This window comes from Cerasibacillus sp. JNUCC 74 (genome assembly GCF_053667775.1).
Genome location: NZ_CM132207.1, coordinates 637,904 through 664,393, shown reverse-complemented (window position 1 = coordinate 664,393; position 26,490 = coordinate 637,904). Strand labels below are relative to the sequence as shown.

Here is a 26,490-nt window from a genome sequence, read left to right as displayed (position 1 = left end):
AATTGCCCCCTAAAATAAAAAGCTACATTTCAAAAAGAGAGGAGATTAACAATGAAAGTTTATTTGAAGAAGTTAATCCAAGGGAAAAATTTAACTGCTGATGAAATGAAAAATGCTGCCCTTTCCTGCTTTAATAAAACCGTTACGGAATCACAAATTGCTGCACTATTAACTGCTTTACAAGCAAAAGGGGAAACTGCTGATGAAGTCAGCGGATTTGCCGAAATGATCCGTTCTCAATCATCCTTTCAAATCAAACTAGAAAAATCCGTTCTTGATAACTGTGGAACTGGAGGCGATATGTCAGGAAGTTTTAATATTAGTACTACATCCGCTTTTGTTATCGCTGGTTCCGGAGTAGCAGTTGCGAAAATTGGAAATCGCAGTGTTTCAAGTAAAACAGGTAGTGCCGATGTTTTAGAACGCTTAGGGATTTCTTTGTTTTTTACCAAAGAACAAATCGAAGAAGCGTTAGCTGAAAATAATATTGCTTTTCTATTTGCACCACATGTACACCATGCCTTAAAACCATTTGTCAAGGTGCGAAAAGATCTTGGCTTACCAACTATCTTTAATATTATCGGTCCCTTAACAAATCCTGTGGAGTTAGACTCGCAAATTATTGGAGTGTATCAAAAAGAAAAACTGGAAGTCGTCGCACAAGCCTTAAAAAATATGGGAAGACAACGGGCAATTGTTGTTACCGGAGCCGGCGGAATGGATGAAGCATCACTTGTAGGGGAAAATCATTTTATTTTACTGGAGAATGAAAAATTAACTCCATTTACAATACACCCCGAAGAAGTAGGCTTACCTGTTTATCCACTGGAAGCCATTAAGGGGGGAAATGCCAAAGAAAATGCCTCGATTACTCGAACCGTACTCGAAGGAGAACCTGGCGCCTATATGGATACGGTTCTGTTAAACGCGGGGATAGGTCTTTATGCTCACGGTACTGCTACAACGATTCAATCAGGAATTGAAATGGCAAGAGAAAGTATTCTATCAGGAAAGGCATTAACAACGCTAAACGGTTTAATCTCAATGAGCAAAAAGTATACAAGTGAGGTTGTTTAAATGACAATATTAACCAATATTATCGCTAAAAAGAAGCAGGAAGTAGCATCTCTTTTACAAGAAAAACCGGCATTTACTACGACTCATCAGCCAGTTCCCTTTAAAAGACGTGTAACCGCAGCTAAAAACCTGCAGATTATTGCAGAAATCAAACGGGCTTCTCCTTCCAAAGGGGATATCTGTACAGAAGTTAATCCTGTAGAACAAGCTAAACAATACGAAGCTTGCGGAGCTGCTGCTATTTCCGTGCTCACAGATAAGACCTTCTTTAAAGGTTCCATGCAAGATTTATCTGATGTAGCAAACGCGGTACATCTACCTGTGCTATGTAAGGACTTTATTATCCATCCAATTCAAATTGATCAAGCCAGAGCAGCTGGCGCTTCCATTATTCTATTAATTGTAGCTGCTTTATCAAAGCAGCAGCTACAGAATTTATATGATGATGCGATTGAAAATAATTTGGAAGTTATTTGTGAGGTGCATAATCAGCATGAACTTGAGGCAGCACTTGAATTAAATCCGGAAATCATCGGGATCAATAACCGTAATTTAAAAACGTTTACGGTTACGATGCAAACAACTGAAAAGCTCGTAAAACATGTGAAAAATAAAGATATTTTAATCATTAGCGAGAGCGGAATTCGCTCTATGGAGGATGCAATAACAGCGAGCAACGCTGGGGCAGAGGCTTTACTTGTCGGAGAAACGCTCATGTGTTCAAAAAACATTTCCGAAACATTCCAGCAATTACAAGTAAACAAACAAAAGAGGAGGCCACTGCATGTTAGTTAAAATATGCGGAATTCAGTCTGTAGAAGCCGCAAAAGCTGCTGTGTTAGCTGGAGCAGATCTAATTGGCTTTGTCTTTGCACCTAGCAAACGGACAGTAACCCCTGAACAAGCGACGTTGATTGCTAAAACAATTCCAAGTTCTGTAAAAGTAGTTGGCGTATTTGTAAATGAAAAAATAGAAACAATGAATGCGATCAAAGCACAAGTACCACTTGATTACATCCAATTACATGGGGAAGAGCCACCTAGTGTAGCTTTTCAATTAAATGTTCCGATCATTAAGGCTTACTCCATTGATAAACTAGAAAAGCTGGAGCAAATAAGCCTTGAGGCATATCCTTGCGATTATGTATTAATTGATAGTCCGGCAAAACAATATGCTGGTGGAAGTGGGCTTCCCTTTGATTGGAGCCGGTTAAAAAAGAATCTCCTTCCTCAAGAAAAGTTAATCATTGCCGGAGGGCTGACACCGACAAATGTAAAACTGGCGATTGAAACGTTAAAGCCTTTCGGAGTGGATGTATCAAGCGGTGTGGAAACAAACGGTGAAAAAGATCCGAAAAAAATAATCCAGTTTATTACACAAGTGAAAGGAATGGATAAAAGCGATGACAACATATACGACGCCTGATTATAACGGAAAATTTGGAAACTTTGGAGGAAGATTTGTACCAGAAACATTAATGCCTGCTCTATTAGAATTAGAAACTGCATATGAGCAGGCGATCAAAGATCCTGAATTTATTAAAAACATAAACAGCTATTTACATCACTATGTTGGCAGAGAAACTCCGCTCTACTTTGCCAAAAACTTAACACAAGCTTTCGGAGGGCCGAAAATTTATTTAAAACGTGAAGATTTAAACCATACAGGGGCCCATAAGATTAACAATACCATCGGGCAGGCATTACTTGCACTTAGAATGGGAAAAAGAAAAATTGTAGCAGAAACTGGTGCTGGCCAGCATGGTGTAGCTACAGCTACCGTTTGTGCTCTGCTCGGTTTAAAATGCGTTGTCTTTATGGGTGCAGAAGATATACGCAGACAAAAGCTCAACGTCTTCCGCATGGAGTTATTAGGAACTGAAGTTCGCAGCGTATCGAACGGAAGTGCAACATTAAAGGATGCGGTCAATGAAGCGTTAAGATATTGGGTTACTCATGTTGAGGATACGCATTACATCCTTGGTTCTGTTGTAGGCCCACATCCGTTTCCAAAAATAGTTCGTGATTTTCAAGCTGTCATTGGTAATGAAACGAAACAACAAATGCTGAAACAATATGGATATTTACCAGATGCTGTAGTTGCTTGTGTTGGGGGCGGCAGCAATGCCATGGGAATGTTCTATCCTTTTATTGAGGAAGCGCAAGTAAAACTTTATGGCATTGAAGCGGGTGGTGCTGGATTAAATACAAATCAGCACGCATCTGTATTTCATCAGCCGAAACCTGGTGTTTTACATGGGACATTAACAAACCTGCTCCAAGATGAGCATGGACAAATCCAAGAAGCATATTCTATTTCTGCTGGTTTAGATTATCCCGGCGTCGGACCTGAGCACAGTCATTTACATGCTACCAAGCGCGTAAATTATGCGGCTGTAACGGATATAGAAGCAATCCATGCTTTTCAGCAATTATCACAAACAGAAGGGATTATTCCAGCGCTTGAAAGTGCGCATGCAATAGCCTATGTGAAAAAGCTGGCGCAAGAAATGGATAAACATCAATCCATCGTTGTCTGTCTATCTGGTCGCGGTGATAAAGATGTTGAACAAATCAAGCAAATACTGGAGGGGAAAGCAAATGGGAAAAGCAAAACTCACTGATTATTTACAGCAACTACAAGCAAAGGATAAAAATTTATTTGTCCCCTATATCATGGCTGGTGATGGTGGACTGGATAAACTAAAGGAACGTATTCTCTTTTTACAGGATTGTGGAGTTGCCGCAATCGAAGTTGGCATTCCATTTTCCGATCCAGTGGCTGACGGGCCAACGATTCAAAATGCAGGAAAACGCTCACTTAAACGAAATACAACATTGGCTGCTGTTTTAGACACACTTGGTTCATTTAAGGATGAGCGGCAAGTACCAATTATAGTAATGACTTACTTAAACCCTATTTACGCCTGTGGCATGGAGCAATTTGCCAGAACTTGTTCTCAAGCTGGTGTTGATGGGGTAATTGTTCCCGATTTACCTCTAGAAGAAGAAGATTTACTGACAGATATGCTAACAAAATATGATATTGCATGTATTCGTCTAGTTGCCTTAACCAGCCCTAAAGAAAGAGTCGATGCATTGATTAGTAGATCGGAAGGCTTTCTGTATGCAGTTACCGTCAAAGGAACAACAGGTACAAGAACATCTTATGAAAACGAGGTAAATACCTATTTACAAAAGCTAAAGGAGCAAAGTGATATCCCTGTACTAGCTGGCTTTGGCGTCTCCACAAGTGAACAGGCACAAGCGTTAGCCTCCTGCTGTGATGGCGTTGTTGTTGGAAGTAAAATGGTGGATCTATTCTACGAAGAAAAAACCGCGGAGATAAAACAATTTATTTTGAAAAGTTTGTAATAAGATTGAACACTTGCTAAGAAGTTTAGCTCTCAAAGCAAAAAATTGTAGAATACTTGCTTCAATAAGGTCGCATCAGTTTGTCGATTAAGTGCAAGCACCGATTTAGCGTTAGAGTTGGTTAATGTTAGTATGCCAAGCTTAGGCTAACAATGTCCTACATCTGTCCCTATGCAAAATGCTTGTACCAAAACTGACCAATCTCTTGGGCATCCCAACTTCGTATGAGGCGCAATAAGTCTCACATCTAATCAATAAAGAAACCTAGCAATTCCTAAACCCTAAGATACACGTGGTTAAAGTTGCAATTTTTTGATGCTTATTTGTCGTGATTGACATTTATAATATAGTAGTTGCACATTTCATACCATCTTAAAGAAACACTTTTTATTAAATTCCATTTTTTCACAAATACTTTCCTATTTGGAATAAAAGCTAGTAGTGCTCGGTTAGCGATGTACACTGGAGATCTTCTGATTAGATAAAAGAAATATGCTTCTAAAATAGGGGTATGACAACGCATGAGCGGCTAGCCCGCTTTTAATCGACCTTCCTTTAGATTCGAACCGATGTTGACGTACATCCCACCATACATTCACTCTTTATTGTTGTACTCATAAAATTTTTTAAAAACAAGCACAGATTCAGCACCTGCCGCATATAGTATGGTAAATCATTATTAATGATAGGGGCCTCTAGAGCCCCTAATCAACAACTTTACTCAAAAGAACTGCTAATTTCTTTACACAAGTCAACAAATTCTTCTACGGACTTTTTATTTACTTTTAATTTGCCGGAATGGCCACTAAACAAACGTATTATAATAACAATGACTGCAATGGATAAAGCATTTGCTTCATTTTTAATAGTGATGTTTGGATTTCCATTGTTTTCAAATTTAGTTCGATCGCTTTGAGTTTGTGCCTGTGCTTGATTTTGATATTGGTTCTGTTTCTGTTGCTGAAGTTGAACTAGAATATCTTTCAACTTTACTTCTATACTACGTAAATCATCATGATAACATCCCATCATACGTTCACCCTTTCATTATTGATTCAGCACCTGTCGCATACAGTATGGTAAATCATTATTAATGACAGGGGCCTCTAGAGCCCCTGATCAACAACTTTACTCAAAAGAACTGCTAATTTCTTTACACAAGTCAACAAATTCTTCTACGGACTTTTTATTTACCTTTAATTTACCACCATGACCACCAAACAAACGTACTATAATAATAATAGCTGCAATGGATAAAGCATTTGCTTCATTTTTAATGGTGATATTTGGGTTTCCATTGTTTTCAAATTTGGTTCGATCGCTTTGAGTTTGTGCCTGTGCTTGATTTTGATATTGGTTCTGTTTCTGTTGCTGAAGTTGAACTAGAATATCTTCTAGCATCACCTCTAAATTACGTAAATCACATTTCTTGTCACAATCGCAATGCCCTGAACAATAACTCATATTTAACACTCCTTTCTGTTTATACTTGTAATATATGAATAATTATTAGTTATGGTAGGGTATCTGTCTTTTTACAACTAAATTGATAAAAAAAACTAAATTGATAATAGATATCGTTCTTAACAAATAAAAAACAAGCTTTCGTGAAATAGGATATTTTCCTGTAGCAAATATTTCTTGTAACATTCTTATGAACAAAAGCATGACGTCACTTTTTTACGTGCAAAAAAAGAGGCTATCAACCTGAAAAGATATCCCCTTAAAAAAATGAACGCATTTTTTTGAATTATTATAACCGACAAAGTAAAAATAATAGAAATAATAGATAAGGCATTTGTTTCATTATCTATAAAAATTCCTAACTTACTTGTTTTCAGATTTTTATTCGGTCACTTTCGCACAAATTCTGCATCTTCGTATTAATATGATAAATTGTTAATTCTATAGGGGCATTTAGCCCCCAATTAAGCAACTCTTTACTCAACATTATTTCTAATTTCTTTAAACATTTCAGCAAATTCTTCTACGGACTTTTAATTTGCTGTATGATCACTGAACAAGCTTACTAAAATAACAATAGCTGCAACGGCTATAGCATTTGCTTCGTTTTTAATAGTGATGTCTGGATTTCCGTTGTTTTCAAATTTAGTTCGATCACTTTGTGCTTGAGATTGTGCTTGGTTTTGATATTGACGTTGTTTTTGTTGCTGAAGTTGAACTAAAATATCTTCTAGCATCACCTCTAAATTTCGTAAATCATCATGATGGCATCCCATAATAACTTCACTCCTTCACTCTTTTTTCTTGTGTTCATAACTTTTTTTTAAAACAAGCACCAATTCAGCATCTGCCGTATATAATACGGTAAACCATTAATAGTGCCAGGGGCATTTAGAGCCCCTGATAAACAACCTTACTCAAAAGAACTGCTGATTTCTTTACACAAGTCAACAATTTCTTCTACAGATTTTTTATTTACCTTTAATTTGCCGGAATGACCACTAAACAAACGTACTATAATAACAATGACTGCAATAGCTATAGCATTTGCTTCATTTTTAATGGTAATGTTTGGATTCCCGTTGTTTTCAAATTTAGTTCGATCACTTTGTGCTTGAGATTGTGCTTGGTTTTCATATTGCCACTGTTTTTGCTGTTGAAGTTGAACTAAAATATCTTCTAGCATCACCTCTATACGTCTAAAATCATGTTTCTTATCAAAATCACGATGCCTTGAATAGCTAGTCATCTTTAACACTCCTTTCTTTCTGTTTACACTTGTAATATATGAATGATTATTAGTTGTGGTAGGGTATCTGTCTTTTTACAACTAAATTGATAAAAGAAACTAGAAGAAAGTCAACTTTTCATTTGGGTAACCAGATTCTCTGGCGCAGGGATCTGCGGTTATGCTTATACCAAAGTTGCTCGATCAAGGAGGAGAAATAGACTGAGGAGTTCGAGATAATGTAGTTTCGGCGAATGAATCTAGATATAGAAGCAGAGCAAAAACAAGCTAATGATCAAATTCAAATATGTCAATTATTCTGTATTTCATAAGCATGTTATTAAAATCTAAAAATTTTATGACGGCGTGTCCATTTCCTCGCTTCAACTAAAATTTTTACGCTTTATAACTTTAAAAAAAGAAGCTATCCCTAATAAATAGATAGCTTCTTAAGAATCTTCCTCGGTGAAATTTTATATTTACTCATATAACTACAAATTCTTGGCTATTTATCCAATAAATATAGCTAAAATAATAGCAGCAATAGCTATAGCATTTGCTTCGTTTTTAATAGTGATATCTGGATTTCCGTTGTTTTTAAATATAGTTCGATCACTTTGTGTCTGAGATTGTGCTTCATTTTGATATTGCCACTGCTTTTCCTGCTGAAGTTGAACTAAAATATCTCTGAGCTTCACCTCTAAACTACGAACATCATCGTGATGGCATCCCACTAACAAACACCCTCTTTGTTTACATAAATTTTTTTTAACAAACACAGCATCTGCCGTATATAATAGGATAAGGGGCACGTAGCCCCCGACCAATTATTACTCAGAAATGTTAAGTTCTTTAAACATTTCAGCAAATTCTTCTACGGACTTTTTATTTACCTTCTTACCTGAATGATCACTGAACAAGCTTACTAAAATAACAATAGCTGCAACGGCTATAGCATTTGCTTCGTTTTTAATAGTGATGTCTGGATTTCCGTTGTTTTTAAATATAGTTCGATCACTTTGTGCTTGAGATTGTGCTTGGTTTTGATATTGACGCTGTTTTTGCTGTTGAAGTTGAACTAGAATATCTTCTAGCATCACCTCTATACGTCTAAAATCATGTTTCTTATCAAAATCACAATGCCTTGAATAGTAACTCATGTTTAACACTCCTTTCTGTTTACACTTGTAATATATGAATAATAATTAGTTGTGGTAGGGTATCTGTCTTTTTGCAACAAAATTGATATAAAGTAACTAAATAAGTAGTCTTCATCACTATCATAGATAAAAAACTTAGCTAGCGACAAAGCCTCTGATCCAGGCACCCTTGTTGCACTAACGACTTCATATCTCATTTTCTTTGCCTACATTTTTAATACATAAAAAAGAGCCGACGACGTATCGGCCCTTTTTTTGAGGAGAACAATTCATGGGTAAATCATAACAAGCTTGTTTGATTTATATTATCGTATGCTTGCAAAAATAATTAGCATCAGCATCTTACTCACGGTATTCATACATTTTTACTAAAGTGAAACTTACTTTGTACGAGTATTCTTTCACCCCGGCTGATCAAACGCTTTTCTTTTTGCCGATCTGAACTTAATCGGGAAGGAACAAAAGCTAGTAGCGCTCGGTTAGCGACATACTATAATTTATCCATGTAATCACCCTCCTATAACCGATTTTGTTTATTAGCTAGACGTAAAACAGGAAGTCTACTCTTTCCTGTGATATGCTACTCGTAGGAGGGAATTATCAGTGGAAAAAAATAAATTTGCAGTATTGACGAATTTGGAGGACATTGATACATTTATCGAAGCAAATCAGCTTGCTTTTCTATATATTTCCCGAGAAGGTTGCAGTGTTTGCCATGGTTTATTACCACAGGTAGAAGTTCTGATGGCAAACTACCCAAAAATTGCTACGGCGCATATTAAAGCAGAGCAGGTAGAAGCGATTGCTGGACATTTTTCTGTGTTTACCGTTCCTGTGCTGCTCCTTTTCATAGATGGAAAAGAATATTTGCGTGAGGCGAGGATAGTTCATATGGATTTATTTTCAGAAAAGCTAAGAAAAATATATGACAATGTGGTTGGAGCTAGCTAGCAAACTCCAGCCACATGATTAATTATTGTATAAAAAAATCATACATATAGAAATAACAGTCTTCTGGCAACATAGCATCCGACTTTAACGTTCCATGATAAATCAGCTCTTGACTGTTTAAATCAATGATATACATAATCGGATTCCTTTTTTCTCCCTCCATAGGAGGAAAATTCATTGCATAATATAATTTTCCATCTTTGATTTGCTTAAATTCCTCAGATGGATCCAGTTTTCTCTGTTCAAAAAGTTCGATTTCAAACGGCTTTTCTAATTTCTGCTTAACAAAATCATATGGTATTATTTCCAGTCCTTTCTTATTTTGTTTAAAGAAGTAAATTTTCCCTTCATTTGTTGCTGGAATAAGTTCCTGATTAAGCAGTTCTTCTGGTACTTCTAACGGCATTTGCTCTTTTGTTTTTAGATTTAAAACAATTATCTTTCTGTCTTTAACAACTTCCTCATATATATCTTCGTCTTCATCTTCCGAACGCTCCATGTTTTCCCAATCAGTACCTTCGATTACAATATAATTATTTTTTTGCAGATCACGATTATCGTTAAGTATACCTACCTCTGTATAATCTCCATCTTGAGAATGGCTAAAAATACTCTCTTCATTGATCAGTTTTCCTCCAGCAAGGTTAAGAAGATACAATCGCACTTCTGTTGTTGCTTCATCCGATCCATGTACCATTAAATCGTTACTTGTAATAATATGAAGCTTACCATCAGTTACATTTACAGCTTCTATCGTCATATACTGATAATTATCTTGATTTGGTATATCAATTGTAAATGCTGCTTTTTCATCTTTATCCTTATAAAGCACCTCTACATTTAATTGGAAATCGGATTCTTTAAATCGATTACTATCCCATTTTGAGTTAATATCAGCATAAACAAGTACCTTTTCGTCTTCATAATAATTAGAAATACTCTCATATTTTCCGCGCATAAAACTGCGATATTTTTTTTGTAATTTTTTAATTTCAGGGTCATATGTGTAATTATTCAAACGGTCTACAATGGATAATTCACTAGTATATACAGTACTATTATTCTTAATGGTAAATGGTTCGTCTACACTATGATCCTCATCCGTAATTCCTCCAGATAGGATTATTCCTTCTAATACGTTATCATCACCAGCTTGTTTTTCCCAATTAAATTCTGGAAGCTTGTTAATCGCCAGCGCACTTTGTATGTAAAACGTGCCAATAATAACAATAAACAGGCTGGTAATAAAAATCATTTTCCAATATCGTTGCATTGTACTCCTCCTTAAACCGTAATCCGTTTCTTTAATAAATATCGACTTATGCCAATCGAAATAACGATAAGAATGAACCCGAAGATACTTTGTATAATCAGCCACTCCGTTGGATACAAGTAGGTCTTATCGAACATTACTGTCAAAATTACTGGTAACAAAAAGAAAGCAGTGGTCAAACCTACATAACCTATACCCAATAACAATCCTTTCCAGCGAAAACTACGTTCTAATAAGATGGCAGTAAATAAAATAAATACAGCCATTAAACCAGTACCATAATAAAGGATAAATTCTGTAAACGTAGGGGGATACAATATTCCCAATTCTGGAAATGATTGACTAATCTGCTGAATGGTCATTTCTTTAATAAATTCATTCGGAACGATCCAGTCCAAAATAATTCCTTCTATATATAACAAAATAATTTGCAATGCTACTAGACCAAATACCATTAGTAAAATCGCGGTTGCTTTAGCAAAAAATAGGTTAATTCTAGCAGTTGGCAACATTAATAATCGATAAATAAACGTATTTTTACCAAACCAATCCCGGTACCAAATCATAAACATATAAAATAATAAAGCAGTAATACAAATTGCAATTGGAGCTAAAAACCAAATCGTTTGAGCAAAATTCAATAAACTGATATACCCAAATCCGTCAAGGAATTCCTGTTTAGACATAGACTCTTCGTATATCGATCTATTTGCCTCGCCCATATAGTTGTTAGCAACAACGACAATACCGATAATTTGGCTGATTATGGTGATCCCCATTAACGTAAGATACAGTTTAAAAAATCTGCCCAGTTCAAACTCGGTTAATCTCAAATAGCTTTTCATGATTGATACACCTCTCTCATCACGTCGACAACTGATTTACCTTCTGTCTCACGAATCTCTTCAGTCTGAAACTCTTTGATAACAGTTCCATTATCCAGTAACACTGCTTTATCAATTAAATGCTCAATATCATGTATTTCATGAGTCGTAATAATAACCCCACGATTTTCGACTAAATGACTCGCAAACACATCGGCGATCTGCTCTCTGCTAAACATATCAATACCGGAAAAGGGTTCATCCATAAGTACATAATCTACATCTAGGGCTAATCCAAGCAGTAAGTTTGCTTTAGCGGTATTTCCTTTTGAAAGGCTAGCAATTTTTTCTTCCGGATTTAGCTTAAAAAACGTTATTAACTCCCTTGCCCGTTCCTCATTCCAAGTAGCATAATAATCTTTCATAAACTGCATGGATTCCTCTATCGTCATTTGCGGTAGTACGGTTATCGCATCTGGAATAAAGGTGATTTTATTAAATGTTTCCTTCTTTAACGTTTCTCCATCAATTAAAATCTGCCCTTTATTCATCGGTGTTAAAGCCATAATCATATTTAGAATGGTTGTTTTTCCCGCCCCATTTATGCCAATTAGACAAGTGATTTCTCCCTTATTCGCTGTAAAACTGACATCTTTTAACACCTGTTTACGTCCAAAGTGTTTGTTAATATTTTTAACCTCAATCATTGTGTCCCCTCCTTATCTGTCACCTGATTGTATTTACTGCGAAGGATGCTCACAACTTCATCAAACGGAACTTGTATCGAATGAATGGCTGTAATAAACTTATCCACTGCCTCCAAAATAAGCTCTTCTCGTACAGATTGCAGCATTTTCTCATTTTTCGTTACTTTACTTGGTAAATTTCCTTCTGTATAAATCAAGCCCTGTTCCTCCATTTCTTTATAAGCACGTTGTACAGTATTTGGATTAATCTTAAGCTCTCTTGCCATTTCCCGACGTGACGGCATTTCCTGTCCTGGCTCGAGCATATTTGTAGCAATTTGCTGTTTAAAATGACGGACGACTTGAACATAAACAGGATCTCGATTGTTAAATTTTATCTCCATTGCTAGTATCAGCCCCTATTTTGTTCCATTTTATCTATACACTGTGTATTAACCTCTTAGTACACTAATTGTTAGAAAAACTTGGCTTATCGCCAAGTCTTTAGCGAAAGCTGTAGTTTTTCTTATACTATAAACCTAAAAACTTTATATTTTCCTATAGTGTAAAAAATAGATGTATTAATCACTTAATACACCCATGAGTGTATTATATAGTTCATACACTTAGAAGTCAACACTTTAGTAAAACTTATGTAGCTTGAAACAGAACCCTTTATTGAAATATGGTAAAATAGTAGGCATGTAAATAAGAAGGGAACATAAAATCGATGAAACTCGTATCTTGGAATGTAAATGGCCTTCGCGCTTGTATTCGTAAGGGATTTCTTGATTATTTCCACGAGGTAAACGCTGATATTTTTTGTATTCAGGAAATAAAATTACAGCTAGGACAACTCGACTTAGAGCTAGAAGGCTATTACCAATATTGGAATTATGCAGTGAAAAAAGGGTATGCTGGTACAGCTGTTTTCACGAAGCATAAGCCATTAGCTGTCTCCTATGGTATTGGAGAATCAGATATGGAAGAAGAAGGGCGAATTATTACATTAGAGTATGAGGACTTTTATCTTGTTAATGTTTATACTCCCAATGCAAAGCGGGATCTTTCGCGACTTGATTATCGATTACAGTGGGAAGATGAATTATATGCGTACTTAATGGTGCTGGATGAGCAGAAGCCAATCATTTACTGTGGGGATTTAAATGTTGCCCATCAGGAAATAGATATTCGTAACTATAAATCCAATTATGGTAATTCCGGATTTACAATAGAAGAACGAGAGAAAATGACTAGATTGTTAGACAATGGATTTATAGATACGCTACGTTATTTCTACCCTGATACGGAAGGAATGTACACATGGTGGTCATATATGAAAACGGTACGCGAACGAAATATCGGTTGGCGGATTGACTATTTTCTTGTTTCCAACCGGTTATTAGAACACTTATTGGATGTTGGGATTGACTCACACGTATTAGGCAGTGACCATTGTCCAATTTGGCTGCAACTTAATAGTTTTTATTCTAAAACTATGCTTTAATTGATCGAGAAAGTGTAGATAAAAACTTGGAAATCGCTTTAAATTTTAATACTCCAGAAAAGAACAAACGAGAATTAAAAAAAGAAGTATTATCCAAAGTTGGTCTAGTTGAAAAACTTTAAAGTGTATCAACGAAGTGGTGGACAACAACAAAGAGTAGCTTTAGCCAGATTAATGTTAAAACCATGCTCCATCATCTTAGCGGATGAGCCTACCGGGGCATTAGATTCGGACAATAGAGATCTTGTGTTACAACATTTACAACAATTCAATGAAGCAGGTAAGACTATTATTGTTGCTACTCATGATGAAATTATGGCTAATTATCGGATTGAAATTCAAACGAATGTTGTCTGTTAATAATTTGTGGAGAACTACTAAATAAACTATACAGTTTAGTTTATCTTGTTTGGAATGAATCCCAAAACCACCTAAAAATTTGAAACAACGCCGATCAGAATTCTCTCTTGGACTCTGTATAAGCTTAAAAGTTTGCTCTTTTATACCAAAAGGAGTGAATTGTCCAGATATTCTTGTAAAAATAAGTAAGATTCCACAAAATGATTCTTCTTAGGATGGATTTCTTACCACGTTTAAATATTGCAATTTAAAAAGAGACTGTCCCAAGTTATTATCTATTTGGGACAGCTCTGCTTATTCCTTCGGGCAAAAATACAGCTCGTAAACCAACTTCGGATTGAACTTATTTGATGCATTTTTAATTTCTTGTTAACTATCTTTCTATCTGTATGGATTTTATTTTCAACATCTGTATGATATTAAAACGTTTCTCCGCCTGCTTCTTTTTTTAGCTCATCCATAGCCTACTGCGGAAAAACAGTTTTTTCATCTTCCATTGCTGTCAGATCAAATGGATATTTACCATTATTGCTAACCTGCTGAAGGAAACTGTAATCCTTTTAAATATTTTTATAACTCTCTATACGGATAGTAAAATGTTTCCAAAAACCAGTTGAGACAAAATGGTATTACTTCTAATTAATCTCAATTTATTTCAAAATTATTGTGTATCTTGATATTAGCATTAGAATTCATTCTTTTTTCAGACGCATCATTCCATATGAGAAACTATTTCATAAATATTATCTCTATCCATTTCTAATTTATTTTTTATTTGCAGTGCATAATTATAATAACTTGCAGCTAATTTGTACTTCCTATTATCAAAATAATAGTCAGCCAAAAGTTGTAACATAATTATTTTTTTATCGTAAAGTTTCCTTTCATCTAAAAATGGAATAATCTCATGAAGTATTAACTTATCAAATGAAAGTTTAATCCCTTTAATTAATTGCTCGTATACTTTTAATTCATATAGATAAATGGTTTCAACCTGAGCTTCTGCTAACAATTCTATTCCTTTTTCTAACCATTTCTTTGCTTTTGCTATATCATGTTTTTTATAATGCTCTTTTATTAGACTCAAAATTGGAACTAGTGTTTTTGTATTACTACTAGCTTGTAATTCATAGCTTTTAAGATAATATTCTAAAGCTTCTTGTGGTTTATTTAATTTAGAATATAAATCTCCAATACGCTGAACCGATTTCATAAGTAATTTTTTATTATTTATATGGTTAGCAATTTTCTTAGCGGTTTGATAATTTTTAAGGGCTTGTTTAAACCCATTCATTTGCAAAAATGTATAGCCTAACAGAATATGGCATTTTGCTGATTCTTTTAGTTTATAATCTTTTTGGTAATGATCTAATGCTTTACGGGTATATTCAAAGGCTAGATGACTTTTTTTTGCAAAACTTGCCGACAAACCAATCATATAGTGTAAATGATATCTTTCTTCAAACTCCATATAAAAGCTATGCTCAAGATAATTTTCAGCTGCTAGGAAGTTATTTAGAGATTTGTGATAAAAAAAGTTAGTTAAATAGTAATAACCTGAAAATTTTAACCAATAATACATTTCTCTCTCATTAAAGAGATTCAAAATTTCCTTTAATTTATTATATTGTTCCTTTGCTTTATTCTTGTCTTTTAATAAGAGGTATCTAAGTTTATGTATTTCGATAAGATTTAGTAATCCATTATTTGCTATTAGACTCATATTATCTTCAATTTGTTTAAAATGTGTACAAGTCTCTTGAATATTTTTATGAAACAATGCCTTAAACCACTTATTACACCATTCAAATATCTGTTTGTCCTCTTTGTCGGACCAAATTATATTTAACTTTTTGCATAAAAGTTCAACGATTTCACGTGAAGGTTCCACATAACCATTTTCTATTTTCGATAGGTAGGATACAGAAATAATACCTTTGGCTAATTCAGATTGAGTCATGTTTAATTTTAGCCTATAATATTTTATTGTATTCCCAATGTGTTGTATCATTTATAACCCTTCCTTAATTGTAAGCATCGACGCATTCGAACAGGCTTTGTATTCCATCACCAACCACAGTTTCCCCCCCTATATCAAGCTTTTTCACCTTTTTACTTTTTTTCTTATTGCGTTATGCTATAAAAAAACCGATAAAAAAATTCCATAAGGAGATGATTAAATCAATCTCCAAGAAACAGAACTCAAAAGTCTATAAAACAATTAACCAAATACTAATAGCCATAGCTACCCAATAATGATTCTGAATTCAATTTCAACATTTAATCTCTCTACTGTACTGAATTTATTTATCTATGTTGTTTTTAGATTCTTACTAAATTAGTATAATTTACCTACATTTTATTTTTATTATACTAAAAGCCCCTAAAATATGGAACTACTTTTATGAAAAACAAAGTGTATGTCATATTTATTTGTACATTTCCTTAAAATATAATATTTCAAAAAAATGTTATTATAATCAACTGTAAAAAAAGAAAAGTCCCTCTCCGCTATTAGGTATCGGACAGAAGATAGTTTAACGGAGTCGCTGCCAGGATAGCATTAAAATGGAAGACTATATCCTTTTTGGTCCTGTTTGCGTATCTCTCCCGCAGATGCTTCGTGCCAAATCGGCTAAATCGACTATGATCCTACCTTTCGTTAATGGCTCAACACTAAATAGCAAGAAGCTGAAAAATTACAAAAAAAAATGCTAACAGAAACAAGTAGGCAGTCGATCTCAGATCGATTGAAGAACCCAGATAAATATCTTATCTAGTATAGATTCGCAAAAAAATACAGGAAAGTCTAAAATAAATATAAGATAAAATTGTTAATAAATGCCTAAACTTTTTTAGTTAGATTGTAACTACCTAGGAACACCCAGTTAGCCTCTGTGCCATATACCTCTGGTTTTAAAAATAAATATATTCATTTTTAAAATTAAAACAACTAAACGGCCTCACCCTATGAAATATAGAGCTAAAGCCGCTTAATTATTTTTTATTATTCCCACTGTTTACTGGTAGAAAACAATTTATATGCGTTTCTATTTTCTAAAAAGGTAGTAGATAGTTATAAAAATAACGATACAAGCCATGGTGCAGCATACAAGGTCATAAATTGCACACCGTAATTGACTCCCTTACGATGCAGAAATCCTGCTACAACAGCTACCAAAATGACGCCGGCAATATTAACAATTCCAGCGTCCATATAAGCTAACATCATCACAAGACCAAAGAATACGCCAAGCATAGCTTCGTGTGGAATAAAACGAAAAACAAATGCACAAATTTGCTGTGCATATTTTATGGTTATGTAAAAGGTAATACTAATTGCCACTATTGAACCGATGACCGTTGCAATAATAAAGTCTGGTATCGACAATATATGGTGTAAATTATTATTCTCAGTAAAAACAGGCGGGGCGTTAAATAATGCACCAGCTGGTCCAATTGCAGTTGGCGATAATGGCAGACCAATAGCAATTAACGGAATGAGCGTACCCGAAATATAAGCTGCGTTAGTTAATCCATCCATACTAGACACTGCACGAGCAGCTTTTTTAATTGGATCCTTTATGCGGCTCGTTAATGTCTCACCAAGGAAAATCGTCATTCCTACCGGGCTCATGAAGAAAGTGAGCACACCTAAAAAGGAAGATAGCGATGTCGTACCAATTTCTTTACGATCTAAAATCTTAAATGGATTTGGAAATCCTTTCATTTTTGGAGCTTTTCTCATCATAATTTCTTTTTCGCCGTATCGAGGCAATTGACGTCTTACTTTACTATTAAGCAACTCGACTAACTTTAAGATAACCGGTCCGATCGTAATTCCTAAAAAGAAAGAAGTGAATACCGTTTTATCCTCAGGAACAATTCCTGTCTCCCAGTAAAATATCCGTAATCCTTGAATTAAAAAAGCAAACGGTAAGATAGACAAGAGAGCAACCCAACGATTTTTCGTCATCAATGCTAGAAAAATCGCTCCACCTAAAAAGATTTGACTTGCATATTTTGTTATTTCATCTGATAAAGGGGCGATGATATGTGCCAATAATAAACTCATTGGGACAGCAATTATCGTACCAACTACAGAACCAGATGCCATTTTCCGAATGCTCACCTCTGGCATACCGTGCTTTTTTAGAACCATAGCATGCTCGACCATTGGCGCAGACATGACTCCCCCTGGAATCCCTGCTATCGCAACAGGAATAGAGTCCGTAAGCTTTTTAGCAACAATCGCCGAAATAAAAAATGCTAGTATAACAATCGGTTTAAACCCTGATAATACTAATACAAGGGTTACTGGTGCTAACACAGCTGTTTCATCCGTCCCCGGCGCAATGCCTATAATTGTATAAAGAACAGCAGCAGCAACAGAAGCTATAATCATTTCGAAAATCAAACCAACATCCATTGGCTATTCCCCCTTATCATCAACATAACGAAATCTTCGTTTCGGCTTAATAATGATGCTGCTGATAATAAATCCAATAACAGCACCAATTAAACCAAAAACTAGTGGTTTTGGCGGTTCATTTGGAGCGATAAAATATGCCCCCATCGTTATAACCGTACAAATAACGATAGATAAAACTAAGTCTTTAATATGTACAAGATCCTCCCAGACCTCAATATACTCTCCCTGCTGTTTTTCATCATTTATATTATGCATAATCTTGTTTTCCTCCTTTACGTTTGAGAGTTCAAAAACAGTTTAAAGCCATTTGATGTGCTGAAGTGTATGCGCTTAGATGCATGCTGGCTTTAACAACAAGCTAGAAGCGCTCGGGTAGTGACGGACAAACTGAAGATCCTTTGGTCAGGTAAAGAAATCCATATGGTTTTTTATCTAACATTTGAACCAGCCTATTCATGAAAATAATGGAGTATAATATCTTATTATACAATGTACAAACCTATTCCTTAAAGTAATATACGATAGTAAGTTGTATGATTACGTTATGTAAACATAAGGAAAATAGCTTCTAATGCTTGTTTATAGTACAAATATAAATTCTCGCTGTATTTTCCTCACTCTCTCCCTCCTAACCCGTATTTTCTTTTAAATAAATCCCATTTTTATAATGTACATTTAAAAAAGTTACACAAATTCGAAGGAGTATCGTTTTGAATAGCGTAGGGTATACAGTTAGAAATACGTGGACCAAGCCGATTAATGAATTTCGATGCATGAATGATTTTTGAACATCTTCTTATAAATAATCATACCCAATTTGAAGCATACTAACTTATACTTCCTAGAAGGAGGTGATTCACTAATGGGACGCGATGAGCATCGAAAGAAAAAGAATAACTTCCTTTCCCAAACACCGAATAAAACAGATGGTAAAGACGTTGAATTTGCAATGGAAGCTGCTGATCAAGACGATTTAGAAGCATTAAAACGCAGCCAACAGGCAGATAGACGTACAAAACGAAAACAATAAAAACGTTATGATTGTGATACGTGTTTAAAAAGAACAAAAGCTAGAAGCGCTCGGTAACAACGCCCAAACAAGTGAAACTTCATTCCGTGGAACGCTTTTTACACGGAATGTTAGTACCGCAAGGGTATGACCTAAAGACCCTTGAACCAATCGGGCATTTAGGTGCCGTTTTCTACCACTTAGACTTCTCCTTATTCTCCATAATTTTGAATGTGGTAGTATTACGGCACCTTACATGCGGGATAAAGTGAAACTTCATTCAAGGAGTCTCTTCTCTTAAGCAGAGATCAAAGGCTAAGTTCATAACCTCCTTGAAAAATCGCGATGTATAGCTAACGGAGCTTCTCTGTCCGGTCTGAACGAACTGGGAAGTTAGGTGTTTTAACTTCACATCTAATTGAAGCAATTAAAGCGATAGAGGTTACGGCACCTTACATGTTAATAAAAAACTCGTACATTGTTTTTACATCAGCGCCTTATTCAATCTAGCGTATGGTTATATCACCAGACTTTTTGAACATCTTTTTATAGTAAGTATTGCTTTTTACAAAATTTGCTATCTGGTAAAGGTTAGACACATTTAAAACTTTTAATAATATAAAACACAGCACTATAAACCCCTATGGGATGATATACCTATATATTATTGATATTTTTAGAACAATCTAACCATTTGTTAAACAATGAACTTTCTTTGCTTCCTATGCCAGTCCTTTGTACAATAGAATTATCATAAGACAAAGTGAGGAAATAAATCATGAGCAAGAAGAATGTTGACGATTATCTCACAGAAGGAATGTATGGGACTAGACTTCCCAAAGATCATGAGCGAAAACAATTTTTAGGCACGCTTCGTGAACGAATTGTACTTGCATTAACAAAAGGTCAAGTCATGTCAAACAAGGGCCTAGAACATTTAGAAAAAGCAATGAAAGAAAACCCTGATGCCAAACTTATTATTAACGGACATGTATCTTATCGATTTTTAACAGAAGAAAAGAAAATAGCCGACAAATATAATATTCCCCATTCTACAATTACGGATGAAGATGCAAAAGACACCGACATTGGAGCAGTGTTAACGTATGATTATGCAATTGACAAAGAGGAAATTTTCATAAAAGAAGAGCCTGAACAAACGAAGCAAGAACCTGTTGAAGAAAAATCGCAACCATCATTGATTTCAAAAATAAAAAAATGGTTCAATTAATGAAGCGTGGCATCCATTGAATAGTAAAGAAAACATAGTTACTGTCGTTCACTTAATCTTAAAACATAAAAAACTTTACAACAACGATCCAGTTTCACTCGTATGTCCTGTGCAAAGAGAAAGTAGAAAACGAATTAGGATTTGCTGTCATGGCAGTGAACTTGAGAAAGTACACCGCCATGACAGCAAATGCCAGAACAGATCATAAAAATAATCCAACGAAAAAGGCACATAAAATTTTTATTGCAATATACTTTAATAATAGATAAAATGACTTTTGGTGTCAGGCAACTATATTGACAATTTAAACTTTTTTTATTATCTTTAAAAAAAGCGATTATGAATTCAATAAAACTTCGTATAACTCCAAAAATATGGTTTGGAGGTCTCTACTAGGAACCGATATTCCTGATTACGAAGAAAGTACAAGTTTTGTATTTTCTTTGTAATCAGGAATTTTTTATTCTTTATTTAAAAATCAAAACTTTATTTGGAGGTCAAAATGAACTTTTTTATGTTTCCAAAAATTGAACTTCACTGCCATTTGGATGGGAGCGTTAGGATTCAAACCATTATTGATATTGCTCAAAAGGAAGGAATACAGCTACCCTCTTTTGAGAAGGAAGAGTTGCAAAAGGAGCTGATTGCTCCTTTGGAATGTGACTCCCTTGAGGAATATTTAAAAAAATTTTCTCTTCCAAATTTGGTTATGCAGACCAAGGAGAGCTTAAAAAGAATTACTTTTGAGCTTTTTGAGGATACAACAAGGGAAAATGTGAAATATTTGGAGGTCAGATTTGGACCGTTACTTCACACATTAAAAGGACTAGATGTTGAAGAAGTTATTCAAAGCGTTATAGAGGGGATGAGGGAAGCAGAAAACTGTTACGAAATAAAGGGTAATATTATCCTTTCTTGCTTGAGATCAATGTCTGTAGAAAGTGCATTTGAAGTGGTTGAAATGGGAAAAAAATTTCTAGGTAAAGGTGTAGTAGCAATTGACCTATGTGCATCAGAAGAAGAAGGTTTTTGTGAAAGATTTGCAGAACCAATCCGATTAGCCAAAGAATATGGCTACAGAGTCACGATTCATGCAGGTGAAACGGGTATAGGTAAAAACGTCTTAGAAGCTGTTGAAATATTGGGCGCTGAAAGAATTGGACACGGAGTATTTATTAAAGAATGTGCTGAGGCTTATAGGATAGTGAAAGAAAGACAAGTTGTGCTTGAAATGTGTCCAACAAGTAATATCCAAACAAAAGCTGTTCAGCATTATTCTGAACATCCGATATATAAGTTTTATAAAGATGGAATAAAAGTGACCATTAGTACGGATAACAGAACAGTATCGGATACTACCTTGTCAAAAGAAATTCATTTAATTAACAAAGAATTTAATCTAAGGGAAGAGGATTACCGACAAATATATTCAAATAGTGTGAAAGCATCCTTTGCCGACCAAAAAACTAAAGAGTGGTGCTTGGCACAATACTAAAAGAAAAAATTAGTTTTAGCAACAAAGTTTTTTCATTACTTAGAAGTTAGTCTTTTTTTATTTTAATATTTGAAAAAGATGAAATAAATGAGAGTAGAAAAGTGTTTCACAACTTATACGAGGATTGCATTTTATCCGCTAGATCCAAGAATGCAAGAGGTTTCAACAATAGATATAGCACACGCCTTGTCTTTATAAAGTATAAAGCTTACTTTACATAACGAAAACGGTTACATATAATGGAGGAAGAAATCTACATCGAACAAGGGGGAGGAATATGAAGCAAGTTAAAGAAGGCACATTGCTATGGGAGCCTAGTGAGAAACGCAAACAAGCCGCGAAAATTAATCATTACATGAAATGGTTAGCTACACATAGACAGATGAATTTCCAGAATTATCATTCTCTATGGGAGTGGTCTGTTCAAGATATTGAAGGATTTTGGGAAAGTATATGGGATTATTTTGATATTCAAGCAATGAACCACTATAAAACGATTTTATCCTCTCATAAGATGCCAGGTGCAAAGTGGTTTTCAGAAGCAACAATTAACTACACGGAACATGTTTTTCGTAACAGAACGTCAAATGAACCTGCAATTATTCACAGTTCAGAAACCCGCCCTATTTCGGAAATCTCTTGGCAGAAACTATATCAGGATACAGCTGCGATGCAACAGACGATGAAGAAACTTGGCATCCAAAAAGGAGATCGGGTCGTTGCCTATCTCCCTAATATTTACGAAGCAGTTGTTGCTTTTTTAGCAACAGCTAGTCTAGGAGCAATTTGGTCAAGTGCTTCTCCTGATTTCGGAACGCAAAGTGTCATAGATCGTTTTCAGCAAATTGAGCCTAAATTATTCTTTACTATAGATGGCTATCTGTATGGTGGAAAGGAATTTGATCGCACAACAGTAGCGGCACAGATTCAGTCAAGCCTGCCAACATTAGAAGCAACCATTGCCATTCCATATTTAAACCAAAAAGCAACCTTTTCATCCTTACAGCCTGTTATTTTTTGGGATCAAGCTCTTCAGAAATCGGGAAATCTCTTATTGAATGTTGAATACGTTTTATTTAATGATCCGCTATGGGTATTATTTTCTTCCGGTACTACAGGAAAGCCGAAACCAATTGTACAAAGCCAAGGCGGAATTTTACTGGAACATTTAAAAGCATTAACCTTTCATGCTGATTTAGGTGAGGGAGATCGCTTTTTTTGGTATACGACAACAGGATGGATGATGTGGAATTTCCTTGTAGGAGGATTATTAACAGGCAGTACGGTTATATTATATGATGGAAACCCTGCCTATCCGACGAAAGATATTCTATGGAAATTAGCTGAAAAAACAAAGATGACATTGTTTGGCACAAGTGCAAGTTATATCACGTCTTGTATGAAAGATGCTTTAAAGCCTTATCAACAATATGATCTTCATTATTTAAAAAACATTAGCTCTACAGGTTCACCGCTTCCTCCAGAGGGGTTTCAATGGTGCTATGAAAACGTCAAACGTGATTTATGGATCGCCTCAGCCAGTGGCGGTACGGATGTATGTACTGCTTTTATTCTTGGAGTACCTATTTTACCCGTTTTTGCGGGAGAATTACAATGTCGTGGTCTTGGAGCAAAAATTGAAAGCTTTAATGATGATGGTGATTCCGTCATTGATGAGGTAGGCGAGCTTGTATTAACAGAGCCGTTTCCTTCCATGCCGATTTATTTTTGGAACGATCCAGATGGCTCTCAATTAAATAACAGTTATTTTGATGTGTTCCCTGGAATATGGCGTCACGGCGATTACCTAAAAATTACGAAACGCAATACATGTGTTATTTATGGGCGTTCAGATGCAACCATTAATCGTGGAGGGATACGGATTGGCACAAGTGAAATTTATCGCGCAGTCGACCATGTGGCTGAAGTTGCCGACAGCTTAATTGTTGATATTCCAAGGGCTGACGGTGACTCATTTGTTCCTCTATTCGTCGTTATGAAGGAAGGATACCATTTAACAGAAGCTATTAAACAGAACATTAAACAGAACATCCTTAACCATTGCTCACCACGGCATGTTCCTACAGGCATTTATCAAGTGCCTGATCTTCCAAGGACATTAAATGGGAAAAAATTAGAGATACCTGTAAAAAAAATTTTAATGGGAAAACCGATGGATCAAGTCGTAAATAAAGGATCACTGTATAATGCTGAAGCGTTAGATGCGTTCTACCAATTCGCAGAAAAAATGAAAGTTTAAAGCTCACATACATGCGTATTATTGAAACGGAGTTGCACTGTTTGGAATATGTCCACATAAACGATCCGATAACTATTTTATATAGAAAAACAAAAAAGCGATGCCTCTATGGATCGCTTTTTTTCATGTTTTTCCATTTCAATACTATTTTTATCCTTCTAGCCTTGTAACCTGTTTATCGGTAATTACACTAACGAATACATAAACAATAAACGAAACGACTACTGGCAGGACAACGGAATGAAGCCCAAATGGTTGTGGAAAAAAGCTATCTGATAGGATATATAATCCGACTCCAACAAACATAGATGCAAGCGCTCCGTATTTATTCCCTTTTTTCCAATATAATCCTAGAACAATCGGCCAAATAAACGCTGCTTCCAAACCACCGAAAGCAAACAAATTAAGCCAAATAATTAGATCTGGCGGGTTTAAAGCCATAAAAAATACAATGACTCCTAATAATGCCGTTATGCCAAAACTTAATCGTTTAATAAATTGATGCGACGCATGAGGCTTCACATAATTTAAAAATACATCTTTGACGATGGTTGAACTAACCAGTAGTAATAGAGAATCTACCGTTGACATAATTGCTGCCATTGGGGCGGCTAATACAATTCCAGCCAGCCAATTTGGCAATACTTCCAATGCGATAAGCGGCATTACCCTATCTCCGACCTCAATATCTGGTAAAATTGGCTTTGCAAAAACACCAATTAAATGCATATTTAACATAATAAATCCAACGACAATCGTACCGATAATAATGGCTCGATGCATGGATTGTGAATTTTTATAAGACATGGCTCTAACAGCGATTTGCGGAAGTGCTACAACTCCTACACCTACCAGTATCCAAAATGAAGAAACATAAGCAGGGGTTAACTGACCATTAGATCCATAGGGAGTAATTAAATTAGGATTCATTGCTTTTAAATCCGTAATAATCGTTGGCACTCCACCACCAGCAATAATAACCGCTACTAACAGAATGAGTGTGCCGATAAACATAATACTTCCTTGAATTGCATCGGTTAAAGCTACAGCACGGAAACCACCGACGGTAACATAAATTAACACAGAAATAGCGAACACAAATAAGGCAGAAGTATAGTTAATTCCCATTAATGACTCAATTAGTCTTGCGCCGCCAATCCATTGAGCTGCCATCGCAGAAAATAAAAAAATAATAATACTTACTGCTGAAAAAATGACTACCCATTTCGATTGATACCGTTCCTTTAAAAAATCAACCATCGTTAAAGCTTTATATTTTCGTGTAACAACGGCAAATTTCTTTCCTAAAACCATTAATACAAAATAGCCCGTAGCAACTTGCGACATGGCAAGCAGTACCCAGCCAAGCCCTTCATTATATGCTGTACCAGGTCCGCCAATAAAACTACTAGCACTTCCATACGTAGCAGTCATTGTCATCGCCAGTACAAATCCCCCAAGGCTTCTGCCACCTAAAAAATAATCGCCGACAAAATCAGTGGATGTCCTTAAATAACCACCTGTCCAAATTCCGACCCCAAAGATAATAACTAGAATAATAATTAATGGTACTAGTGACTCCCAGTTCATTCTTTTTTCTTCTCCTCATCAAATGGAATAGCGACAAAAAACTTTTTCACAATTATAGTAACGATCACTACCATAACAATAAATCCTAGCACACAGCTATAGAAAAACCAATCTGGCAAGCCTAAAATATATGTATATTCTTCGGGATCTTTATTTCCTAGACCATAAGCAAATGCAAACCACCAGATAAAATTAAAAATGACTAAGCCAACACCAATCAGCGCTTCACGATTTGCAATTTTTAAATGTTGCTGCTTCACATACTCACCTCGTTTTTGTAAATATTTATTTAAGTTTTAACAAAACTATACCGTAATTCAATCTTTTTGAAAAGAACAAAAGCTAGAAGCAGCTAGAAGCAATCAGTTAGCTACCTGCAAACCGCAGAACTTCTAACGAGATAAAGTGAGCGTCCATTGGAAGGTGTATTTTTTCCTTTCATGTTAGTATCGAAAGGATATGACCTAAAGGCCTTTAAACCAATAGGGCATTAGGAGCCGTTTCTCTTACAATATCATCAAGCTATTACACTTGAAATGAGAGAAATACAACACCTTAGATCGGAATA

The 26,490-nt window shown here is 35.3% G+C and carries 27 protein-coding genes and 1 riboswitch; of the genes, 12 read left to right on the top strand and 15 right to left on the bottom strand.

Features of this window, described 5'->3' with window-relative positions; translation table 11 throughout:
- Window positions 1-51 precede the first annotated feature (51 nt).
- From trpD to trpA, 5 genes are read left to right on the top strand one after another with little or no spacing between them, the layout of a single operon-like run.
- Complete coding sequence (trpD, locus tag JNUCC74_RS03065; RefSeq protein ID WP_454066856.1) at window positions 52-1,077, top strand: anthranilate phosphoribosyltransferase; 1,026 nt, start codon at window positions 52-54, stop codon at window positions 1,075-1,077.
- Entirely contained in the window at window positions 1,078-1,872 is a 795-nt protein-coding gene (gene trpC / locus JNUCC74_RS03060; protein ID WP_454066855.1) for an indole-3-glycerol phosphate synthase TrpC, read from the top strand. It abuts the gene before it with no gap.
- Window positions 1,862-2,503, top strand: a complete 642-nt coding sequence (locus JNUCC74_RS03055) for a phosphoribosylanthranilate isomerase (RefSeq protein ID WP_454066854.1) — start codon at window positions 1,862-1,864, stop codon at window positions 2,501-2,503. Before trpC ends, JNUCC74_RS03055 begins: the two co-directional genes overlap by 11 nt.
- Window positions 2,481-3,701 carry a tryptophan synthase subunit beta gene (gene trpB, locus JNUCC74_RS03050; RefSeq protein WP_454066853.1) on the top strand — a complete coding sequence of 407 codons (1,221 nt, stop codon included), beginning with the start codon at window positions 2,481-2,483 and terminating at the stop codon, window positions 3,699-3,701. The genes JNUCC74_RS03055 and trpB overlap by 23 nt, the downstream gene beginning before the upstream one ends.
- On the top strand, window positions 3,679-4,452 hold the full coding sequence (gene trpA, locus JNUCC74_RS03045; RefSeq protein ID WP_454066852.1) for a tryptophan synthase subunit alpha: 774 nt from the start codon (window positions 3,679-3,681) through the stop codon (window positions 4,450-4,452). The genes trpB and trpA overlap by 23 nt, the downstream gene beginning before the upstream one ends.
- A gap of 717 nt (window positions 4,453-5,169) precedes the next feature.
- Here trpA and JNUCC74_RS03040 read toward each other — a convergent pair.
- The 6 genes from JNUCC74_RS03040 to JNUCC74_RS03015 all read right to left on the bottom strand — a co-directional run bounded on the left by JNUCC74_RS03040 (window position 5,170) and on the right by JNUCC74_RS03015 (window position 8,304).
- Window positions 5,170-5,481: a hypothetical protein gene (locus JNUCC74_RS03040; RefSeq protein WP_077319380.1), complete on the bottom strand. Its 312-nt coding sequence runs from the start codon at window positions 5,479-5,481 to the stop codon at window positions 5,170-5,172.
- Between the two features lie 99 nt (window positions 5,482-5,580).
- A complete protein-coding gene (locus tag JNUCC74_RS03035) occupies window positions 5,581-5,916 on the bottom strand; it encodes a hypothetical protein (protein WP_454066851.1) in 336 nt (111 codons plus the stop codon).
- Window positions 5,917-6,449: 533 nt separating this feature from the next.
- Window positions 6,450-6,692: a hypothetical protein gene (locus JNUCC74_RS03030; protein ID WP_454066850.1), complete on the bottom strand. Its 243-nt coding sequence runs from the start codon at window positions 6,690-6,692 to the stop codon at window positions 6,450-6,452.
- Between the two features lie 137 nt (window positions 6,693-6,829).
- Window positions 6,830-7,165 (bottom strand): hypothetical protein, encoded by a 336-nt coding sequence (locus tag JNUCC74_RS03025; protein WP_454066849.1) that lies wholly within the window; start codon window positions 7,163-7,165, stop codon window positions 6,830-6,832.
- Window positions 7,166-7,653: 488 nt separating this feature from the next.
- A complete protein-coding gene (locus tag JNUCC74_RS03020) occupies window positions 7,654-7,878 on the bottom strand; it encodes a hypothetical protein (protein ID WP_454066848.1) in 225 nt (74 codons plus the stop codon).
- A 96-nt stretch (window positions 7,879-7,974) separates the two neighbouring features.
- Window positions 7,975-8,304 (bottom strand): hypothetical protein, encoded by a 330-nt coding sequence (locus JNUCC74_RS03015; protein WP_454066847.1) that lies wholly within the window; start codon window positions 8,302-8,304, stop codon window positions 7,975-7,977.
- 603 nt (window positions 8,305-8,907) lie between these two features.
- Between JNUCC74_RS03015 and JNUCC74_RS03010 the strand changes: the two genes are divergently transcribed.
- Window positions 8,908-9,255: a thioredoxin family protein gene (locus JNUCC74_RS03010; protein ID WP_454066846.1), complete on the top strand. Its 348-nt coding sequence runs from the start codon at window positions 8,908-8,910 to the stop codon at window positions 9,253-9,255.
- Window positions 9,256-9,277: 22 nt separating this feature from the next.
- Here JNUCC74_RS03010 and JNUCC74_RS03005 read toward each other — a convergent pair whose 3' ends face one another.
- From JNUCC74_RS03005 to JNUCC74_RS02990, 4 genes are read right to left on the bottom strand one after another with little or no spacing between them, the layout of a single operon-like run.
- Complete coding sequence (locus JNUCC74_RS03005; RefSeq protein WP_454066845.1) at window positions 9,278-10,528, bottom strand: hypothetical protein; 1,251 nt, start codon at window positions 10,526-10,528, stop codon at window positions 9,278-9,280.
- 11 nt (window positions 10,529-10,539) lie between these two features.
- A complete protein-coding gene (locus JNUCC74_RS03000; RefSeq protein WP_454066844.1) occupies window positions 10,540-11,373 on the bottom strand; it encodes a hypothetical protein in 834 nt (277 codons plus the stop codon).
- Window positions 11,370-12,059, bottom strand: a complete 690-nt coding sequence (locus JNUCC74_RS02995) for an ABC transporter ATP-binding protein (RefSeq protein WP_077319371.1) — start codon at window positions 12,057-12,059, stop codon at window positions 11,370-11,372. Before JNUCC74_RS02995 ends, JNUCC74_RS03000 begins: the two co-directional genes overlap by 4 nt.
- Entirely contained in the window at window positions 12,056-12,442 is a 387-nt protein-coding gene (locus tag JNUCC74_RS02990; RefSeq protein WP_454066843.1) for a GntR family transcriptional regulator, read from the bottom strand. The genes JNUCC74_RS02995 and JNUCC74_RS02990 overlap by 4 nt, the downstream gene beginning before the upstream one ends.
- A gap of 326 nt (window positions 12,443-12,768) precedes the next feature.
- Here JNUCC74_RS02990 and JNUCC74_RS02985 point away from each other — a divergent pair, with 326 nt between their 5' ends.
- Window positions 12,769-13,545 (top strand): exodeoxyribonuclease III, encoded by a 777-nt coding sequence (locus tag JNUCC74_RS02985; RefSeq protein WP_454066842.1) that lies wholly within the window; start codon window positions 12,769-12,771, stop codon window positions 13,543-13,545.
- 108 nt (window positions 13,546-13,653) lie between these two features.
- A complete protein-coding gene (locus JNUCC74_RS02980) occupies window positions 13,654-13,905 on the top strand; it encodes an ATP-binding cassette domain-containing protein (protein ID WP_454066841.1) in 252 nt (83 codons plus the stop codon).
- A 712-nt stretch (window positions 13,906-14,617) separates the two neighbouring features.
- Here JNUCC74_RS02980 and JNUCC74_RS02975 read toward each other — a convergent pair.
- From JNUCC74_RS02975 to JNUCC74_RS02965, 3 genes are all read right to left on the bottom strand, one after another.
- Entirely contained in the window at window positions 14,618-15,916 is a 1,299-nt protein-coding gene (locus tag JNUCC74_RS02975) for a helix-turn-helix domain-containing protein (RefSeq protein WP_454066840.1), read from the bottom strand.
- Window positions 15,917-16,981: 1,065 nt separating this feature from the next.
- Window positions 16,982-18,334 carry a tripartite tricarboxylate transporter permease gene (locus JNUCC74_RS02970; protein WP_454066839.1) on the bottom strand — a complete coding sequence of 451 codons (1,353 nt, stop codon included), beginning with the start codon at window positions 18,332-18,334 and terminating at the stop codon, window positions 16,982-16,984.
- 3 nt (window positions 18,335-18,337) lie between these two features.
- Window positions 18,338-18,592 carry a hypothetical protein gene (locus JNUCC74_RS02965; protein WP_454066838.1) on the bottom strand — a complete coding sequence of 85 codons (255 nt, stop codon included), beginning with the start codon at window positions 18,590-18,592 and terminating at the stop codon, window positions 18,338-18,340.
- A gap of 607 nt (window positions 18,593-19,199) precedes the next feature.
- On the opposite strand from JNUCC74_RS02965, the gene JNUCC74_RS02960 reads away from it, so the two are divergent.
- The 4 genes from JNUCC74_RS02960 to JNUCC74_RS02945 all read left to right on the top strand — a co-directional run bounded on the left by JNUCC74_RS02960 (window position 19,200) and on the right by JNUCC74_RS02945 (window position 24,332).
- Window positions 19,200-19,367 (top strand): YfhD family protein, encoded by a 168-nt coding sequence (locus JNUCC74_RS02960; protein ID WP_454066837.1) that lies wholly within the window; start codon window positions 19,200-19,202, stop codon window positions 19,365-19,367.
- Between the two features lie 757 nt (window positions 19,368-20,124).
- Window positions 20,125-20,577 (top strand): YueI family protein, encoded by a 453-nt coding sequence (locus tag JNUCC74_RS02955; protein WP_454066836.1) that lies wholly within the window; start codon window positions 20,125-20,127, stop codon window positions 20,575-20,577.
- 336 nt (window positions 20,578-20,913) lie between these two features.
- Window positions 20,914-21,012, top strand: a riboswitch (purine riboswitch).
- Window positions 21,013-21,079: 67 nt separating this feature from the next.
- A complete protein-coding gene (gene add, locus JNUCC74_RS02950) occupies window positions 21,080-22,072 on the top strand; it encodes an adenosine deaminase (RefSeq protein WP_454066835.1) in 993 nt (330 codons plus the stop codon).
- A 277-nt stretch (window positions 22,073-22,349) separates the two neighbouring features.
- Window positions 22,350-24,332 carry an acetoacetate--CoA ligase gene (locus tag JNUCC74_RS02945; protein ID WP_454066834.1) on the top strand — a complete coding sequence of 661 codons (1,983 nt, stop codon included), beginning with the start codon at window positions 22,350-22,352 and terminating at the stop codon, window positions 24,330-24,332.
- A gap of 150 nt (window positions 24,333-24,482) precedes the next feature.
- On the opposite strand, the gene panF is transcribed toward JNUCC74_RS02945, so the two are convergent.
- Together panF and JNUCC74_RS02935 are read right to left on the bottom strand one after the other, a co-directional pair.
- Window positions 24,483-25,922 (bottom strand): sodium/pantothenate symporter, encoded by a 1,440-nt coding sequence (panF, locus tag JNUCC74_RS02940; RefSeq protein WP_454066833.1) that lies wholly within the window; start codon window positions 25,920-25,922, stop codon window positions 24,483-24,485.
- Window positions 25,919-26,182 (bottom strand): YhdT family protein, encoded by a 264-nt coding sequence (locus JNUCC74_RS02935; protein WP_454066832.1) that lies wholly within the window; start codon window positions 26,180-26,182, stop codon window positions 25,919-25,921. Before JNUCC74_RS02935 ends, panF begins: the two co-directional genes overlap by 4 nt.
- Window positions 26,183-26,490: the final 308 nt, after the last annotated feature.